This window comes from Vibrio sonorensis (genome assembly GCF_001854765.1).
GTDB classification, from domain to species: domain Bacteria; phylum Pseudomonadota; class Gammaproteobacteria; order Enterobacterales; family Vibrionaceae; genus Vibrio; species Vibrio sonorensis.
Window position 1 is genome coordinate 36,506 of record NZ_LJJE01000071.1, and the last position, 17,496, is coordinate 54,001.

Consider the following 17,496-nt stretch of genomic DNA (forward strand, 5'->3'; position numbering starts at 1 on the left):
GTGAATAAAAGCTAGCCAACTATCTAAGCATTTTAGGGGCTTGCGCTCCGTCAATGGGGCGGCTCACTGATACCTTACGACCTTTTTTAAGTCCTACTTCGTAATCTTCGGTTAAGTTCTTCATCGCTTCTTTTAGCTGTTGCTTAAAGGTTTCTCTGTCGATGTTTTTAAACTCTTTGTCGATGTAACTGTCGATTTTTTTCGCTGATTCTTCGTCTGGTGAAATGATGGGTAGTTTTTCTAGTGCGCCTTCGACCCAACCTGATACAAAGGAGTTTACTCGGCGATTGACTTCCGTGGTAGAAGTGCCGCTGCCTGCAAAGCCGTTGCGGAATCGGCCAGTCTGTTCGTTCATTTCTCGGTAAATGATGTCAAACGCGAAGGCGGCAAATATGGCGCGATCCGCTTCACCGATAAATTCGACTCGCTTTAAACCTTTGTGATTTAACAGCACTGCTTCGACACCAAATTTTGTATTGATGCCGCGAATGATACGCAGCAGGGTAGAGCTGACGTTGGTTGGTAGTAAATGCGTAGACTGGGTTTTACCCATTTTGATAAATTCGATGTCGTCTTTGTCTAAGCCGTACTTCAGCATCAACCTATGCGCCATCTTAATCGCATTGGCAGCTTCGTTAACGTTTGCTGAGTTGCCTAGCTCTAAACACTTAGCAATTTTCTTTAAGGCTTTTTGCTTATCCATCGAAAGGGTTAAACCGACTATTTTTAGAAAGTCGACTAGTTTAACGTTTTTGAAACCATTTTTGAATATGTGGGAAGCGATAGGGCGCTAACTATCCATATTTAGTAGCACAAAAATCCCGCTCAAGAGTTCCTGACGTTGGTTTCAAAGCGATTTTCAGCGTTAACCGGCTTTTTTAAGATAAACATCTGATAGCTAAACTCTCCTAGATATTGACGGTATATGGATATCTCTTTTTCAATATCACGCAGTGCTTGAGAGTCTTGCATAGATAGCTCTAACTCTTTTAGTCGTATTTCCAGCGGTTGGTAGTAGTTGTGCCAGCTTTTGTCGCTAATGGTAAAGTGTGTTAGCACCTCATAGCCCGCTTGTTTAATTTGATCTAAACGTCGTCCGACGGTTTGAATGTCTGGGTACTCAGCTGTCCAAAATGATTTCACTTCTCGGTTGGGTGATTGGGTTAGCCAAACCGCATCACTTATCATTAATATGCCGTTGTCTTGTAATAGTGGTTTCCATTCTTTCAATGCGTTAGTGACGCCCATGATATAGGCACAACCTTCTGCCCAGATAAGGTCAAAGCTTTGTTTATTAAAGGGCAGCTCTGTCATGCTGGCACATATGGGCTTCAATCGATGAGAAAACCCAAGGGCACTTATGTTTTCTCGAAGCTTGTCTAATGCGGTAGGTTCCGTATCGACTGCGGTGATGGAAGCGTGGTATTTTGGAGCAGTACTGCGGTTGACAGTCCTTTACCACAGCCTATTTCTAAAATGTTTTTGGGACTGTAAGGTAGTTTGCTTAGTGCATCTTTTGTTTGCTCTTCACTGCCGGGTCCCCAGCGTTCCAAGGTTTCGAAGACTCGCATAAAGTCATTCATGTAGCTTTGCTGCTCATTCATATCGTTCGTTAACCATTGCTGTCTTGGCGCTTGTTTTCAAAAAGATCCGCCAGTAGTAGAGAGTGCATCTTTGGGCATGAGATTAAGGATACACTCTCCATTGGTATTAAACGACGGTTAAGAGTCACTTTGGGCTTTTTCGATCATCTCAGCTTTTGTCTCTTCCATATCTTCCTGCATTTTTTCAGCTTCTTCGCTTTCCATCATTTCAGAGCGTTGCTTATCTCCTTTCATTTTTTTGTCTTTCATCAGTTCTCTTTGCTGCTTGGCGGCGTCTTTTTTGTCCTGTTTTTTGTCCTTCCATTGTTGTTTATTCTGTTTTTTTTGCTCTTTGAGAGCATCTTTGCACTCTTTGTCGTTTTGCTCACAGTTAACGCCTAGCATCAGGCCTTTTTCCATGCCCTTCTCTGATGCTTGAGGGGCCGCATTTGCCCCAAAAGCCATCGTTAATATAAAAACTAGTAAAGTGATGCGCATTCCATACTCCTTTTTGTACTCGTCTATTTGATCAGTAACTTCTTTAAGACTAATACAGAGTTTGGGAATATCACCTTTTTGCTAGTTTGCTGACACTAGGAAGGTTTTGGTACTGGTTATCCCAACTGAGTCCATAGCCAATCAACATGTCGTCGTTCGCCATTTCATAAGCAAAGATCTGATCGAATGGGATCTCTACTCGTGATGGTTTTACAAATAAGGTGGCAATTGAGACAGACAGTACATCTTGGTATTGGCAAAGTACTGAGCTACGCGCTTCATGGTTCCACCCGTTTCTATGGCATCGTCGACTAGAACTAAATGTTTACCAGTCAGTTCAATATCATTTTGGTAAATGATCGGAGAGTGGTTTTGAGATGAACCTGGGGTGTGATGGCATGCAACGTGGTCGATACTAAAATGGAAAGGGAGCTTGCGCAGTAAGTCGGCGGCAAAGAAAATTCCGCCGGGTACCACGACAATAAAAACAACCTCTTCGCCTAGGTATTTGTGGGTAATTCTTTCGGCAACTAAGTTGACGCCCTCTTCAATCTGATCTTGTGTTAAAACGATTTCACCAATCATATCTGTCATGTTCGCCTCCTATTAATTGTCTTTATAGTAAGTACCCCTGTAACAAATAAAAGAGTAAGAAATGACCAGAGCTGTTCCTCTTTTCTTGCGATTTTTCATGACTTCGACAAGCGAGGGAACTGAATAATCTGATCTCATTTATCCCCGTGGTAAAACGACTTTGGTGTGCGCTGTTTGGTGAGAAATCAGTAGACAAGGGTTAAGCAAGCTAGAGTTGGAATAACTGTTATGTTATAACGTTGCGTAATTTTTTGGGTTGATAATATGTAATCGAATGATTGCAGAACAAGCTGCTACGAGTTTTTAAGATGCTAGCGAATCGCTCCCACCGTACTTTATTGGAGAAGAATAAATATGAATGCAATTACAGAGGTAAGTGAGAGCCTTAGTGCAGAGAGTTCTCTGCTTCCGATGGATCATTCCCAACCAGAGTCGTTGACCGATATTTATCATCCAAATTGCAATATCGCCTTGTGGCAAAGGCCACTGATGGCAGAGCTTGAAATCTCTGCGAAGTATATTGCTAATGAATTTCCTTCTCTTCAATTGTCTGAAGCCGTTACGCCCTCGGATGCGGAGTCGGTTCTTAACGACAAATTTGGTCAAGACGAAAAAGCAAAACCCGTTAGTCGTGATATTGCGGTATTAGTGGACATGTTTTGCTGTTTGTTTGACGCCAAGCGAGCGGGGTTACGTCTTACTGTTTTGGAGAAAGCGATGTGCCCGAAGTTTCACGTGGATCGAGTGCCGGTGCGTCTGGTCACAACGTATTGTGGAGCGGCGACGGAGTGGCTGGCTAATGCTGGCTTAGACCGCAGCAAACTTGGCGCGGGAGGCATAGGAAAATCAGATGAAGAGTCAGGCTTAATGCAAAGTGTTGATGACATTCACAAGCTTTCTGTAGGTGATGTCGCCTTATTAAAGGGAGAGCTCTGGGAAGGCAATGAGGGGACGGGGCTTGTTCACCGTTCGCCAAATCCAAAAGACTCACCTGCTCGTTTACTTTTAACTCTTGATTTGATTGACAATTGATGGCGATTTGACGGCTGAAAAACTCGGGTTTACCAAAAAGGCTTCCGATATCTATTGGAAGTCTTGTTTTTTATATCAGTATCAATTAATTACTAGACAGAATGTGGTTTAATTTTTCTTTTTTCATCTAACATTGCTTACTTCTTTCCAAGTGGACTTTTGATGATCTGTTCTAAAGGTGAAACCATGAACTCTGGATACAACACTCAGATTTCCAAACATTATGCGGCGTATCGACCACCTATTCATCAGAGGTTGTTAGGACAAATTTTGTCTGGTCGGCCTAACTTCAAGCTAGGTGTGGATATTGGCTGCGGTACTGGGGTATCTTCCTATGCATTGGAAGCTCATTGCATGCGAGTTGTGGGTCTTGAACCCAGTGATGATATGTTAGCTCAGACTAGGGAAACGGCAAAAACTCAGTTTGTGCAAGGGGCGGGTGAAAATTTGCCATTTGAAGATAACACTGTTGATATTGTCACTTTTGCTGGCTCTCTTTTTTACGCCAAGTCTTTATCTTTGGTTACTGAAATCGTAAGAACCTGTCATCAGCAAACTCTGATAGTGGTTTACGATTTTGAAGTTCAGCTTGCTGAGTGGATGAAGTTGTTGGGCATTGAGATGGCGTCGAGCTCTTCAAACTACGACCACGCGTGTAATTTTTCAGGATACCCTCAGTTTTTGGAAAGAGAGTGCCATGAGGGTTCGATACATTTGTCGGTGACCCCTAAACAGATGGCCCACGTTTTGTTCTCTTCACAAAGGCGTTATCAAGCCTACAGAATAAATATGGCAATGAGGCCTTTGATAAGGTTTTAGCGCTTCTTAAAACTAAGGGAGAAGGCTTAACCATGTCGGTAAAATCTTATTATTCGACTTATGTGTTGGCACCATAACCATTACTGCTAAGGGCAGGAATATAACCGTATAGATTGAATCGGTTAGGTAAGCAACAAAATTGTATACTTGGTTTAAGGATTTACTCGCCATCGGTCGATGGAGTGTTTACCATAGGCAAAAATTTTGATTTAAGAAGCGATGCGTTATGTCCCTTGCACCTTGCCCCCAATGCCAGTCTGAATATGTTTACCAAGATCAAAATTTGTTGATCTGCCCGGAGTGCTCCTTTGAATGGGACCCGGTTGAAGCGAAGCAACAAGCTGAAGCAGCGGCTATTAAAGACGTAAACGGCACTCCACTGTCGGAAGGCGATAAAGTTACCTTGGTCAAAGACTTAAAAGTCAAAGGAAGTTCTCAGGTTTTAAAAATTGGAACCAAAGCTCTAATTAGACGCATTGTTGAGGGCAAAGACCATCAGCTAGACTGCAAGCTTGATGGTGCCGGTGAAATGATGGTTACTGCTAAGTTTGTCAAAAAAGCGTAGTCATCAAATGAAGTATTGAGCAAAACCGCCCCAGTGGCGGTTTTTTTGTATTGTTTATTAACAAAATTACACACAATTTAGTTTTAAAATTCAGGCGAATAGCGAGTAACTTCGTTATAGTGTTTGCTCTGCTCCTCTAGTTTCTTGAATCTTTTAAGGAGTAAAAATGAACAATAAGCAAGTATGGATCGAATCGGGTGCTATCCATTCAAAAAAGAGCCCAACGCCTTTAAGCTTAAGCAAAATTGAAGGCATTTACGTCAAGGAGTATGACCAGAAGAGTAAACTCAAGCGCGCTAGCCTGATCGCTCTCGCTTTTAGCTTTGTGTTTGCGTTGGTTCACCCGCTTGTCGGACTGGCGGTATTTGTTACCTTAATGGGGTTGAGTTTTTTCTTTACCAAAAGGTATGAACTGAGAGTGTCGGTCTTTAACAACCAAGAGGTTGGCAGTGTGGAGTCTGGTCTCTGCTCTTCTAATGACCGAACGGAGTTCGACGTTATCATTAAAAAGTTCGATCAGTACAAAAACGATATGGCAATGTAGTTTATGAACCTGTAAAAAAGAAAACCCCGAACCAATAGGTATCGGGGATGCGTTTTTTTGTGGTGAGATTAAATGCCTAGTTCATCCAAGAGATCGTCAGCAGCACCGCCAGTAGATTGCTGGGGTTGGCTACTTTGCATTCCTTGTTGCGCTTGCTCTAGGATGTCATCTGGATTTTCATCTTCGTGAATTTCAAACTCCTCAAGCTGAATAAATTCTGTTTTATCCATTGCAAGCTCAAGATAGAATATGTTGTTGTTATCTGTTGAAAACGTCACTCGACGAGCTTGAGGGCGATCCAGATTGGTATCGACTGACAGGTTTACTTGCTTGTTAAGCGATAACATCTTAGGTTGGTTTTGAGTAATGTTGGTTTGCAGTTCTTTGCGGACCTTATTGGTAAAGTCACCCACCAACTGGTTCATTAGCTCACCTAAAACGTCTCCAACTTCATCGGAAGTGTGCAATACCGCGAGCTCTTCTTCTGGCATTCCCATATTGCGCATATAATTGGTATAGACTTCTAGCGCTGCTTTTGAAGTGAAGTTGATCACTACCAGTCCGGAAAAGCCTCCATCAAATAATACAAAGCAACCAAAGTCTGGCTTTAAACTGGTTTTGGTGATTTTTTGCACCATAGCCGAATAGGAGATGTTCGAGTTGGTTGCAGATGACAACACGGTCGAAACGGACTGACATAGCTTCAGTAGAATGTCTTCGGTGGTGACGGTTTTGTTTTTCTTCATTGTTAATTCACTCATAAAAGCACTTAAGGTATTTTTAGATAATACGCATTAAGTGTGGATAAGAAATGCAGTTTGTTCCATTCTGGCATTGAGAATCTGTTTTGATCACTCTTTTAAATGTTGTAAAGTGACGAAACTCAAAAGTTTTATAATAACCCACGGCTGAAGGAATCAGCGAAGTAGGGGCAGGAAGCAAATGTTACCAAGATTATCTTCTCAATCTGATGTCGACCCAATTGTTCTAAAGTTTGTTGCTGATTTGCAACACTCAGGATTTGAAGGTGACATCGAAACACAATACTCAAGTCGCCTTGCCGTTGCGACCGACAACAGTGTATATCAGCAATTACCCCAAGCAGTGCTTTTACCAAAAACGACAGAGGATGTTGTTTTAATCGGTCAACTAAGTGCTAAGCCCGTGTATGAAAGTGTCACTTTTTCACCCCGCGGCGGCGGCACGGGAACCAATGGTCAGGCTTTGACTAAAGGTGTGGTTGTGGATTTGTCTCGCCATATGAACAAGGTGCTGGAGATCAACGAAAAAGAGGGCTGGGTCCGAGTTCAAACGGGTGTGGTTAAAGATCAGCTCAATGACGCGGTTCGCCCGTATGGCTTTTTCTTTTCCCCCGACCTTTCGACGAGTAACCGAGCGACCTTAGGTGGCATGATTAACACCGACGCTTCTGGTCAAGGTTCGTTGAAGTACGGCAAGACTTCTGATCATGTTCTATCTTTACAAGCGGTTTTCGCTGATGGTTCGTTGATCGAATCTGATATGTCGAGAGGTGAACCTCAAGACGGCAGTTACGCCTATCAAGCCTTGAAAGTGACGGAAGCGGTTTGTAGGGATAAACGAGAGCAAATTGAAGCGAAATTCCCCCCACTTAACCGCTTTTTAACCGGCTATGATCTAAAAAATGCGCTCAGCGATTCGGGTGAGTTCGATCTGACCAGAGTGTTGTGTGGTGCTGAGGGGTCATTAGCATTTATTACTGAAGCTAAGCTGAACTTAACGCCGATCCCTAAGGCGCGGACTTTGGTTAATGTAAAATACAACAGCTTTGACTCAGCGCTGCGTAATGCTCCTTTTATGGTAGAGGCCAATGCGCTCTCTGTAGAAACCATTGATTCCAAGGTACTGAACTTGGCCAAACAAGATATTGTGTGGCACACGGTGAGTGATTTGCTAACCGATGTACCGGGTAAAGAAATGCTCGGCATCAATATGGTTGAGTACGCTGGACAGAACGAGATCGAAGTTGCTGACCAAGTGGACGCTTTGTGCAAACAGCTGGATAAGATGATTGCCAATGAAGAGGGTGGCTTATCGGTTATCAAGTCTGCTCAGATCTTGCCAGCATTGGTCGAATCTACAATATGCGCAAAAAAGCCGTTGGCTTGTTAGGCGCGGCAAAAGGAAGAGCGAAACCGGTCGCTTTTGCAGAAGACACCTGCGTTCCTCCAGAAAATCTGGCGGACTTTATTGCTGAGTTTCGCACCCTGCTCGATGGTAAAGCATTAAATTACGGGATGTTTGGTCACGTAGATGCTGGCGTTTTACACGTTCGTCCCGCGCTTGACCTTTGTGATCCCAAACAAGAAGCGTTGATGCACCAAGTCTCCGACGAAGTGGTTAAGCTGGTGGCCAAATATGGTGGCCTGATGTGGGGAGAGCACGGTAAGGGCTTCCGTTCTGAATATGGACCAGAATTTTTTGGTGACGAGCTGTTTAATGAGTTAAGGCGAGTTAAAGCGGCATTCGACCCTCTGAACAAGATGAATCCGGGTAAGATCTGTACTCCTTTGGACAGTCAAGCTGAGCTTGTGAAGGTCAGTGATACTAAACGCGGTTTTTACGATCGCCAAATTGACGTAAAGGTTAGAGATAGCTTTAAGCAGGCGATGGAGTGTAACGGTAACGGGTTATGCTTTAATTACGATACCAGCTCGCCAATGTGTCCTTCCATGAAAGTGACGGCGGATAGAAGACTCTCTCCAAAGGGTAGAGCGGGTTTAGTTCGCGAGTGGTTGCGACAGCTTACAGAGCAGGGTATCGATATATTAGATTTGGAATCAAATACCTATCAGCAGGGTGCTACGGTTCAAACCTTGTTAAACCGAGTGCGAAACTCGATTAACAAAAGCAAAGAATACGATTTTTCTCATGAAGTTTACGAAGCGATGAACGGCTGTTTGGCCTGTAAAGCTTGTGCTAGTCAGTGTCCTATTAAGGTCGATGTGCCAAGTTTTAGAGCGCGTTTTCTCAACTTGTATTACTCGCGTTATCAGCGTCCAGTTAAAGATTATTTGGTTGCCAACATCGAGGTGATGCTGCCGCTAATGGCTACGGCGCCAAAAGTGGTCAATGCGGCCCTTAATCAGGACTGGATTCAAAAGTTAACCGCGTCGACGGTAGGGTATGTAGACGCTCCTTTGATGTCTGTACCTAGCTTAAATCGCGTTTATCACATCTTCCGATGTTTAATATGCAAAAGTTGGCTCTTCTTTCTGAAGAGGAGAAAAAGCGTCATGTACTTATTGTGCAAGATCCTTTCACGAGCTACTACGATGCTCAAGTCGTCGAAGACTTTGCGGAACTTGCGCACAAACTTGGACTGCAACCTATACTGTTGCCATTTAAGCCAAACGGCAAGGCTCAACATATTAAGGGCTTCTTAAAACGCTTTGCTAGAAATGCCAGTAATACGGCTATGTTCCTTGAGCAAGTGTCTGATTTGGGGATATCTATGGTCGGTGTCGACCCTGCACTAGTGCTTTGCTATCGAGATGAGTACACCGAGATCCTTGGTGACAAGCGAGGTGACTTTGAAGTTCTTACAGCTCATGAATGGCTAACCCCCCGATTAGAGCAGTTTGCAAAAGCAGAAAGCAAAGAGGAGCAAAGCTGGTACCTTTTAGCTCACTGTACCGAAAAAACCAAACTGCCGAATGCCGAAAAGGAGTGGGGAGCGATATTCGAACATTTTGGCGCTAGACTTGAAACAGTGCCAGTGGGTTGCTGTGGTATGGCTGGTACGTTTGGTCACGAAGTCGATAAGCTTCAAATGTCGAAAGACATCTACGCGTTAAGCTGGAAGCCAAATCTCGACAACCTGCCTCATGAGCGCTGCTTAATCACTGGTTACTCTTGCCGAAGTCAAGTTAAGCGTTTTGAAGGAAGCAAGATTAAGCACCCAGTTCAAGCACTGGCTCAGATCCTTTAAGCTATTTGCTTAAAGCGAATAAGTTGGAGATAAAACGATGAAAGCACTAGAGCTAAAAATTCCGCCAGTCGTCGTTTTTATTGTTTGTGTGGTACTTATTCATCAAATAAGCGATGAATGGTTAGGTATGCACGTTTCTCTACCTTTTGCTGGCGCGGTTTTTTTTGCCTGCTTTGTGATTTCTGGTTTTGTTGGGTTGGCGGGTGTTTACGAGTTTAGAAAGCAGCAAACGACGGTTAATCCAATAAAAGTCGAAACTGCGGCCAAAGTGGTGGACAGTGGAATCTTTGCTAGGACCAGAAATCCTATGTACTTGGGCCTGGCACTTCTTTTATTGGGTTTTGCCTATTGGCAACAGAACATCATCGCCTTAACGGTTCCGATCCTTTTTGTCTTCTACATGAATCGCTTTCAAATCGAGCCAGAAGAAAGAGCATTGACCCAACTTTTTGGCGATGACTATTTAGACTATCAAAACCGAGTGAGGCGCTGGATTTAACCAGTTTGTTATCTCTCAAAGAAACCACCTAGCCCTTACCGGTATTAGGTGGTTTTTTGTTGGATACTATTGAGTGATTTATTATGTAATCGGTTGCTTACCGACTGTTAACAAATTAGAGCTTTAGAAGCTCGTAACTAACTGTTAAGGTTAGGTTTTTGTTTAAAGTTGGTGTTGTATATGAATCAAAAATTTAGTAGGCCAATATGGCTGTTAATGGCGGCTGGGGCACTGGTTCCTTTTCAATCACATACGTCGGAAATTTCAGGAAAAATAATCGACGGAACGGAAGCGGTACAAACCGATTGGGAGTTTATCGCAGCGATAGTTGATAAAGGCCAGTCTGCCGAACTTGGGCAATTTTGCGGAGGCAGCATATTAGATAGTAGGAGGATCTTAACAGCAGCCCATTGTGTTTATAGCAATGCGGCCGAGGATCTAGAGGTGATTGTTGGCATTAACGATTTGACAATAGAATCGGCATCAAGCGAGAGGATTGGTGTCTCCAATATTATGATTCACAAAGGATTCAAAGAGAGTAACCTTGTTAATGATATTGCTGTTTTGGAGTTAAATGCAGACATTCAGTTCATTTCTTCCAGACCCGTATTGTTACCGATGTCGAATCGAAGTAGAGCCGATACTCCAGATGGTACATTGCTTGAAGTCGCAGGTTGGGGTAGTCGCGGGGAAAACACACCGCGAACGACCAAATTGATGGAAGTGCAATTGCCACTAGCGACCCAAGCATCTTGTGCAGCTAAGTACAATAGCAACATCAACTATAGATTTAGTGCCACTGAAAACATTAATAGCGATCAGTTTTGTGCTGGTGATGGAGTGAGTAACAAAGATTCTTGTAATGGAGATAGTGGTGGACCATTGATTAGGTCTGATACTGGCGAACAGTTGGGGATTGTGAGTTATGGCGAAAACCCCTGCGGTAAGCTGGGAGTGTACAGCAACGTTAGTTATTTTCTTTCTTGGGTAAAGCTACATCAGTCGCTATCTTATAATGGTTACAAAAGCTATACCATGTCTACAGGACCAGTAACTCGACATTCTATTCCCATCAGAAATACGGGCACAGAACCGTTTGCGATAGACAAAGTGACAACTGAATATAGTTTATTGCCATCATCAAACTGCGAGGGAAAGGTCTTAATCTCAGGGCAAAGTTGTCAATTGGATATTGAGTTTGTACGTCAAATTGGGATAGTAGGCTTTTTTAAAGCAACGTTAGAAGTCTCTCAAAACGGAAATACAGAAGAAGTTGTTGTATCCAGGCGTCAACGTCCGGTTCAAGCGGCAACGAATGTATTAGATCTTGCTGTCACCTCAATGCTATATCCATTCGAATTGACCGTCTATCAAAACGGCAATCCGTGGCAGCCAGTCAATAGCTCCTTGGAGTCTTCAAGCCTAGCTGGTGGAACAGAACTTATATTGGACAATCTGCCTAAAGGGTACATAGGTTTCGATTTAGATATAGAATTGGAAGCCGGTGACAGTTTTTCAATCGAGTTAAACAACAAAGATTACCCATATTCTAAGAGTGTTATGCGCACCAGTGTAAAAAATGCCCGACAAGCCATCGCGCTTGATAAAGACTTTAATACACTTGTCTTTTCATTTAACAAGGCAAGGAGTGACTCTGGAAAAGTTACGATGAATAACTTAAGAGTGATCGACCAGGCAGAGTACGAATCAATAACGAAAGAGCAAACAGAAACAAGTGAAGCCCCTTCACTTGGAGAACCAGTAACAGATACAACTCCAACGGAGACGCCAAAAGCCATCTCTGGTGACTCTGGAGGAGGCGGCACATTATGTTTTGGTAGCCTACTACTGATAATAGTGACAAGAATGCGAAAGTTAATTAGATAATCTATTGACTGGCGTCTTAAACAAGAGGCCAGTCATAGTATAAAAAGATGATTGTTTCTGGCTAAATACGGACTTCAACACGAGATTTCATCGCTAACTATTGAGTGAATTGTTATGTAACCAAGTGCTTACCGTTTGCTAACCAAAGTGATATACAATCGCTGTTTTTAGTCTGTTACCTTACATTTTTGTGGTTCAAAATGTGATGTAAAAATGATTAAAACTCGAGTTAGTTATCTTTTTCAATTACTACTCTTTTTATTGTTGTTGTCGCCAATTTCTATTTCTTCTTCAAATGCTTCACCTAGAATTATCAGCGGCAAGCCAGTTGAAAAGAATGAATGGCCATTTTTGGTCGCTTTGGTGAAAAAAGGTCAGCCTGCTTTTGAAGGTCAATTTTGTGGTGGAACCATTATTGATGAATGGCGAATACTTACTGCCGCTCATTGTGTTCACGGAATAAACCCGGAAGATCTTGAAGTTGTCGTTGGTGTGAATGATCTTTCTAAAGAGACGACGCAAGGGACCCGTTACGGCGTAGATAATATTATCAATGAAGATTTTTTCGACTATAGCGCAAAAGATTACGATATGGCTATCGTTGAACTATCGCGCAAACTCATTGGTTCAGATTTTCAACCAGTAAGCTTGGCAAGGAACTTACCCCGAGGAGGCACTGAAGATGGTGCACCTCTGCTTATTGCGGGATGGGGGGCGACTGACGCAGAAAATGCACTTCAAAGTTCGCCTTTCAAACTGCATCAAGCAGAGTTGAACTTAATGAGCCAATCTGAGTGCCGTAGTTTCGTTTCTAGTAATCCTCTGATTGGTGCATTGATTCGCGACAGTAACCTATGCGCTAAAGCAGTAGATTCGCAAAATGCTTGCCAAGGGGATAGTGGGGGCCCATTAGTCAGGAAAGACACTGGGGAACAGATAGGTGTATTAAGTTGGACTCTAGCTGACTGCAAGAGCCTCAGTGTATACAGTGATGTGAGCTATTTTAATGCTTGGATAAGGTCAGTTCAAAACGGACTTTCGCAAACCTCAATTAAATATTTGGGCGTCACGTCAGAAAGTAACCCTACTCATACTTTGACTTACGTAAACAAAACAAGTTTTCCCATTACGATAAAGGGCATTGCGGGCGCTCCGTATAAGTACAATATGGAAAACACGACGGTTGATAGTATCTCGGGTTGCGCTAACCCTACATTAGCCCCAGGAGATGCGTGTGATATATCCGTTAGGTTGAGTCAAATACGAAATGGTTTAACTGGGTTTTATATTGAAACGGAATATGAAGTTAATGGTGTCCAAGCTTCACTCTTTACCGAGCGTTATTACCACAAATACCAACCTTCCGCCCTTGACTTGACAACAGTGATCCCATTTTCAAGCTTTGGTGCATACACGAATGGAAATGAGTGGCAGTTAGAGGGGGAAAAACTCGTATCTTCTGTGCTTGTTGGAAACTCTCAGTTTATTATCGGTGAACTATCAAAAGGGTATATTGCATTTAGTGTCGAAACAGAAGGTTTAGAGGCTGGGGATACTATTAACTATACTGCTAACAACACCACTTTCGACAAAGTTGGTAACGTGGCCTTGGCGTTAGAAAATACTTCAAACTACTTAACTTTTCAGTTTAACAAGCAGAGTGCAACTTCATTGGGAAAAGTGACTTTGAGCAATTTCAGGAGCCTCAGCAAAGCAGAATACGAGGCGATACCTGAGCAACACCTACAAGTTAAGAAACAACCAATGTTAAGCGATGTCTTGACTGAGGGGGAGACGATAGGTAGTGGCAAGCCCAGCGAAGAAAACAACGGCTCTCAAGACAATGAACCAGAGGTGATAGTAGATAATCAAAATTCTGCGTTGCAACATTCAGACTCAGGTGGCGGTGGTGGGACGAGTTCCTCAATATTACTGTTCGTCATGGGGTGTTTACTTTTTCGAAGAACTTTTTCTCCTAGCTTGGTGGACTTTCCATTAGTGTGTCGTTGAAAGAAAGCCGCCGTATTTTCGTATAAATATGGCGGCTTTATTTCGGTTATTTTCTAATTCTAGTTATTAATCCGACTAGTAAAAACGAGAGTAGGCCGAGTGAACCACCGCCACCACCGCTACTACCTGCTTTTGGCGTAGTAGAACCATTTGGGTTTGTCGGTGTTGTGGAGACGATCCCGTTGAGGTTGTTGTACTCTTGTTCTGAGATGGTTCGGAAGTTTTTTACAGTGGCACTGGCGGTGTTAGCCGTTGCCATCTTCTTGAAAGACAATTCAATATCATTGGACTGTTCTTGTAGAACAAATGCTAATGTTTTTGAAGCACTTTCATTGGTTAGATGATAAATATTGCCATTGACAGCTACTCTTAACATATCGCTGTCTTCGACAGTCTTGTCCACATCAAATGAAACATACCCTTGAGGCAATCCACTAATAGTTAGTGTGGACACATTTCCTGTTGATAGATTGGGCGAGGATTGCAAAATGCCATCAACAACATGCCATGGGTAGTAGTTACTGTAAATGTTTGCGTTTGAAAATGGTATGCTGTTCTTCACATCGATAGAAGCATTTAAAACGCTCTTCAATGTTGCAGAGAGTTCAAGGTCTTCACTGACTCCAACGACGGGAACCAAAAGACTTACTTCACCTGTACCTAAAGCATAGACGCCTAAATGTACGCTTATCTCACAGCTTTCCCCTGTTAACAAAGTTTGATTACTACAGCCAGATACGCTTTTAACCGTAGCGCCTTGGATGCTATTTTGTCTAATTGCTCCCAAGGTAATAGCGTTATTTGAATTGTTGGTCAGAGTAAATTTCGGATATACATTGTTTACGGTTACATAACCTAGGTTTCTTTTAGATGTATAGGCTAATCCATTAGTGTGAAAGTTGGTCCACGAATCTATGTAGCTTACATTGGTATAGACGCCCATCTTCCCGCATTGCTCTTTACCGTAGCTAACAATACCGATTTGTTGACGAGAATCTTTACGAATAATTGGCCCACCACTATCACCGAAACAGGAGTCCTTATTCGTGACGCCATCACCAGCACAAAAGTTAGGAGAATCAATATTTCTCGACTCGTCTTCAAATCGGTCTGCACAGGTGTTCTGGTCGACTAGGGGAACATCAACTTCCAATAGTAAAGGAGAGCGTTTCCGGTTGTTTGAATCTACCACGGTCGAACCCCAGCCTGCGACAGTAAGAGTCGTTCCATCCGGCGTGTTTCGGCGGGTAGATTCACCAGCTAAGGTTACTGGTGAAGAATAGTTGTTATCAAGATCACGGCTCAATTCAATAATTGCAGCATCAGTAGAGGGCGTATTTTTGTGTCCTCTGTTGATCATAATATTTTTGACACCAAGACGTTGACCTGTAGAAGAAGCCGCACCTAAGTCGGATGCACCGACAACGACTTCGATGTCGGCCGGAGAAAGATCGTCCACACAGTGAGCTGCGGTAAGAACGTGTTTTGAGCTGATAATGCTACCGGCACAAAATTGGCCTTTATCTGCTGGAAATCCTTTAAAAACTAAGGCTGCCATAAATTCCCAATCCGTCTTTGAAGCGGTACTACCATCAACAATCTTTGCGGATATATCTTGGGCATTACTAATCAGCGGAAGTGTGCTAAGTGCAGAAAACAAAACTAAATTTACTACGTTTTTTCGCATGTGTTGTCCATGATTATAAAATTGGTTTCACGAATACTAGTGCTATTTTAATCAGGAGTGAATGCCAACCTATTTCATGTTTTAAAACAAAGCGCTATTTACGACGTTTAATTGCATTAATGTGGTGTAAGTCCCGATTTTATAGAAGATTTTTTCATATTTTCGGAGGATCATGCCGTATATGCATTACGAGCGATAACAAAGTGCAAGCAACGGCATTACACAGTATTAACATTTAATTTGTTGACCTAAATGATGCTGTATATTTTTATTTTGGTGGATGTATTGTTGATCTATTTCTTGCTAGATCTAAATGTAGAAAAGGCTGTCAGTCGACAAAATGAATGGGTAGGGTAGAATTAAAAGGCGGATTTAAACTAAGCCGCGCAATGCGGCTTAGTTTCTGCGTGTAATTAGTAAATCACTTTCACTTTTTTGGCGGCTGTAACCGCGTCTTCTATTGCTTTTTCAATAGTGTCACGGCGAGTGATGGTCACCCCTAGACGTCGACGTCCATCTATATCTGGTTTGCCAAAGAGCTTTAACTGGGTTTGAGGAACCGTTAGCGCTTCGTTCATGCCTTCAAAACGAATGTCAGTAGAAGTACCTTGCCCTAGAATCACAGCCGAAGCCGCGGGACCAAATTGCGTAATACCCGCAATAGGTGAACCGGTGAATGCTCGAACGTGGAGAGCAAACTCAGACATATCTTGCGACATAAGGGTAACAAGACCAGTGTCGTGAGGGCGAGGGGACACTTCATTAAAGATCACAGTGTCACCTTTTACAAACAGCTCGACACCGAAAATACCAAATCCACCTAGTGCATTCACCACCTTGCCCGCAGCATCTTGCGCGGTGGCAAGTGCCGTTTCACTCATAGCTTGTGGCTGCCATGACTCGCGGTAATCTCCATCTTCTTGGCGATGGCCGATTGGCGCGCAGAAATGTACTCCATCAGAGGCTCTAACAGTCAGCAAAGTGATTTCGTAGTCAAAATCAATAAAGCCTTCAACAATAACGCGTCCAGCGCCGGTGCGGCCGCCTTCTTGTGCATACTGCCACGCTTTATCAATATCTTCGGGCGTCTTCAGAACACTCTGCCCTTTGCCTGAAGAGGACATAACTGGCTTACATACACAAGGCAGCCCCACTTTCTCGACAGCGGCGACGAAACTCTCATAGTTGTCAGCAAACTGGTAAGGTGAGGTTGTTAATTCAAGCTCTTCTGCAGCCAAGCGGCGAATGCCTTCACGGTTCATGGTAAGTTTAGTCGCCTTAGCTGAAGGAACGACGTTGAGTCCTTTGGCTTCCAGCTCAACTAAGGTGTCGGTTGCGATGGCTTCAATCTCTGGAACGACGTAGTCTGGTTTTTCTTCACTGATGACTTGAGCGAGAGCCTCTCCGTCTAGCATATTGAATACGCGGCTACGATGGGCGACCTGCATTGCTGGAGCGCCTTCATAGCGATCACAAGCGATGACTTCTAAACCTAAGCGCTGACATTCAATGGCAACTTCTTTGCCAAGTTCACCTGAGCCAAGTAACAGAACACGTGTTGCGTGCGGGCGATTTGCTGTACCAAACATAGTAGACCTTTCAATAAAGTGGATATTGAGAAATTGCTTGGCATGATACTGAGTTTGACCGGAAAAGCAATCGTTTGCGTTTGTCGGAATTTTTGATTCTGCAAAGGTAAATAAAACCCGATACTCCGACCATAAGTGTGACTTGTGTCACGTTATTTTTGGTAACATTATGCCGTCATCCATTTCATTGATCTGACGCTATACGACTAATGACAAGCA

General features: G+C 43.2%; 15 protein-coding genes and 1 pseudogene. 8 read left to right on the plus strand and 8 right to left on the minus strand.

All coding sequences use genetic code 11. The features are described from left to right. Positions 1-19 precede the first annotated feature (19 nt). The 5 genes from BLO31_RS13975 to BLO31_RS13995 all read right to left on the minus strand — a co-directional run bounded on the left by BLO31_RS13975 (position 20) and on the right by BLO31_RS13995 (position 2,675). Positions 20-703 (minus strand): DUF2786 domain-containing protein, encoded by a 684-nt coding sequence (locus BLO31_RS13975; RefSeq protein ID WP_070967752.1) that lies wholly within the window; start codon positions 701-703, stop codon positions 20-22. A gap of 122 nt (positions 704-825) precedes the next feature. Further along, entirely contained in the window at positions 826-1,413 is a 588-nt protein-coding gene (locus tag BLO31_RS23175) for a class I SAM-dependent methyltransferase (RefSeq protein WP_217495128.1), read from the minus strand. Then, positions 1,380-1,604 carry a hypothetical protein gene (locus BLO31_RS24070; protein WP_070967758.1) on the minus strand — a complete coding sequence of 75 codons (225 nt, stop codon included), beginning with the start codon at positions 1,602-1,604 and terminating at the stop codon, positions 1,380-1,382. Before BLO31_RS24070 ends, BLO31_RS23175 begins: the two co-directional genes overlap by 34 nt. Before the next feature lie 117 nt (positions 1,605-1,721). Then, positions 1,722-2,081 carry a hypothetical protein gene (locus BLO31_RS13990; protein WP_070967761.1) on the minus strand — a complete coding sequence of 120 codons (360 nt, stop codon included), beginning with the start codon at positions 2,079-2,081 and terminating at the stop codon, positions 1,722-1,724. Positions 2,082-2,291: 210 nt separating this feature from the next. Then, positions 2,292-2,675, minus strand: a complete 384-nt coding sequence (locus tag BLO31_RS13995) for a phosphoribosyltransferase (protein ID WP_342668986.1) — start codon at positions 2,673-2,675, stop codon at positions 2,292-2,294. Between the two features lie 354 nt (positions 2,676-3,029). On the opposite strand from BLO31_RS13995, the gene BLO31_RS14000 reads away from it, so the two are divergent. The 4 genes from BLO31_RS14000 (at position 3,030) to BLO31_RS14015 (ending at position 5,635) form a co-directional block, all read left to right on the plus strand. After that, positions 3,030-3,707: a DUF1826 domain-containing protein gene (locus BLO31_RS14000; protein ID WP_070967764.1), complete on the plus strand. Its 678-nt coding sequence runs from the start codon at positions 3,030-3,032 to the stop codon at positions 3,705-3,707. Between the two features lie 162 nt (positions 3,708-3,869). Further along, on the plus strand, positions 3,870-4,526 hold the full coding sequence (locus BLO31_RS14005) for a class I SAM-dependent methyltransferase (protein WP_084659823.1): 657 nt from the start codon (positions 3,870-3,872) through the stop codon (positions 4,524-4,526). A gap of 226 nt (positions 4,527-4,752) precedes the next feature. Further along, positions 4,753-5,091 (plus strand): zinc ribbon domain-containing protein YjdM, encoded by a 339-nt coding sequence (locus BLO31_RS14010; protein ID WP_070967772.1) that lies wholly within the window; start codon positions 4,753-4,755, stop codon positions 5,089-5,091. A gap of 166 nt (positions 5,092-5,257) precedes the next feature. After that, positions 5,258-5,635 (plus strand): hypothetical protein, encoded by a 378-nt coding sequence (locus tag BLO31_RS14015; protein ID WP_070967775.1) that lies wholly within the window; start codon positions 5,258-5,260, stop codon positions 5,633-5,635. Between the two features lie 68 nt (positions 5,636-5,703). On the opposite strand, the gene BLO31_RS14020 is transcribed toward BLO31_RS14015, so the two are convergent. Next, positions 5,704-6,381: a DUF3334 family protein gene (locus BLO31_RS14020; protein ID WP_070967778.1), complete on the minus strand. Its 678-nt coding sequence runs from the start codon at positions 6,379-6,381 to the stop codon at positions 5,704-5,706. Positions 6,382-6,577: 196 nt separating this feature from the next. On the opposite strand from BLO31_RS14020, the pseudogene ydiJ reads away from it, so the two are divergent. From ydiJ to BLO31_RS14040, 4 genes and pseudogenes are all read left to right on the plus strand, one after another. Beyond that, positions 6,578-9,605 (plus strand): annotated as a pseudogene (ydiJ, locus tag BLO31_RS14025) (D-2-hydroxyglutarate dehydrogenase YdiJ). A gap of 37 nt (positions 9,606-9,642) precedes the next feature. Next, a complete protein-coding gene (locus BLO31_RS14030) occupies positions 9,643-10,104 on the plus strand; it encodes a methyltransferase family protein (protein WP_070967782.1) in 462 nt (153 codons plus the stop codon). 180 nt (positions 10,105-10,284) lie between these two features. Beyond that, positions 10,285-11,991, plus strand: a complete 1,707-nt coding sequence (locus BLO31_RS14035; protein WP_070967786.1) for a serine protease — start codon at positions 10,285-10,287, stop codon at positions 11,989-11,991. Positions 11,992-12,204: 213 nt separating this feature from the next. After that, positions 12,205-14,001, plus strand: a complete 1,797-nt coding sequence (locus BLO31_RS14040) for a S1 family peptidase (RefSeq protein ID WP_070967789.1) — start codon at positions 12,205-12,207, stop codon at positions 13,999-14,001. Positions 14,002-14,047: 46 nt separating this feature from the next. On the opposite strand, the gene BLO31_RS14045 is transcribed toward BLO31_RS14040, so the two are convergent. Together BLO31_RS14045 and purT are read right to left on the minus strand one after the other, a co-directional pair. Then, positions 14,048-15,688 carry a S1 family peptidase gene (locus BLO31_RS14045; protein WP_070967792.1) on the minus strand — a complete coding sequence of 547 codons (1,641 nt, stop codon included), beginning with the start codon at positions 15,686-15,688 and terminating at the stop codon, positions 14,048-14,050. Positions 15,689-16,101: 413 nt separating this feature from the next. Continuing rightward, a complete protein-coding gene (purT, locus tag BLO31_RS14050; RefSeq protein WP_070967795.1) occupies positions 16,102-17,277 on the minus strand; it encodes a formate-dependent phosphoribosylglycinamide formyltransferase in 1,176 nt (391 codons plus the stop codon). Positions 17,278-17,496: the final 219 nt, after the last annotated feature.

What these genes read in the sequence shown, in the direction of transcription:
- BLO31_RS13975 (WP_070967752.1), bottom strand. Translation starts at nt 703, where the DNA reads ATGGATAAGCAAAAAGCCTTAAAGAAAATTGCTAAGTGTTTAGAGCTA.
- BLO31_RS24070 (WP_070967758.1), bottom strand. Translation starts at nt 1,604, where the DNA reads ATGAATGAGCAGCAAAGCTACATGAATGACTTTATGCGAGTCTTCGAA.
- BLO31_RS13990 (WP_070967761.1), bottom strand. Translation starts at nt 2,081, where the DNA reads ATGCGCATCACTTTACTAGTTTTTATATTAACGATGGCTTTTGGGGCA.
- BLO31_RS13995 (WP_342668986.1), bottom strand. Translation starts at nt 2,675, where the DNA reads ATGACAGATATGATTGGTGAAATCGTTTTAACACAAGATCAGATTGAA.
- BLO31_RS14000 (WP_070967764.1), top strand. Translation starts at nt 3,030, where the DNA reads ATGAATGCAATTACAGAGGTAAGTGAGAGCCTTAGTGCAGAGAGTTCT.
- BLO31_RS14005 (WP_084659823.1), top strand. Translation starts at nt 3,870, where the DNA reads ATGATCTGTTCTAAAGGTGAAACCATGAACTCTGGATACAACACTCAG.
- BLO31_RS14010 (WP_070967772.1), top strand. Translation starts at nt 4,753, where the DNA reads ATGTCCCTTGCACCTTGCCCCCAATGCCAGTCTGAATATGTTTACCAA.
- BLO31_RS14015 (WP_070967775.1), top strand. Translation starts at nt 5,258, where the DNA reads ATGAACAATAAGCAAGTATGGATCGAATCGGGTGCTATCCATTCAAAA.
- BLO31_RS14020 (WP_070967778.1), bottom strand. Translation starts at nt 6,381, where the DNA reads ATGAAGAAAAACAAAACCGTCACCACCGAAGACATTCTACTGAAGCTA.
- BLO31_RS14030 (WP_070967782.1), top strand. Translation starts at nt 9,643, where the DNA reads ATGAAAGCACTAGAGCTAAAAATTCCGCCAGTCGTCGTTTTTATTGTT.
- BLO31_RS14035 (WP_070967786.1), top strand. Translation starts at nt 10,285, where the DNA reads ATGAATCAAAAATTTAGTAGGCCAATATGGCTGTTAATGGCGGCTGGG.
- BLO31_RS14040 (WP_070967789.1), top strand. Translation starts at nt 12,205, where the DNA reads ATGATTAAAACTCGAGTTAGTTATCTTTTTCAATTACTACTCTTTTTA.
- BLO31_RS14045 (WP_070967792.1), bottom strand. Translation starts at nt 15,688, where the DNA reads ATGCGAAAAAACGTAGTAAATTTAGTTTTGTTTTCTGCACTTAGCACA.
- purT (WP_070967795.1), bottom strand. Translation starts at nt 17,277, where the DNA reads ATGTTTGGTACAGCAAATCGCCCGCACGCAACACGTGTTCTGTTACTT.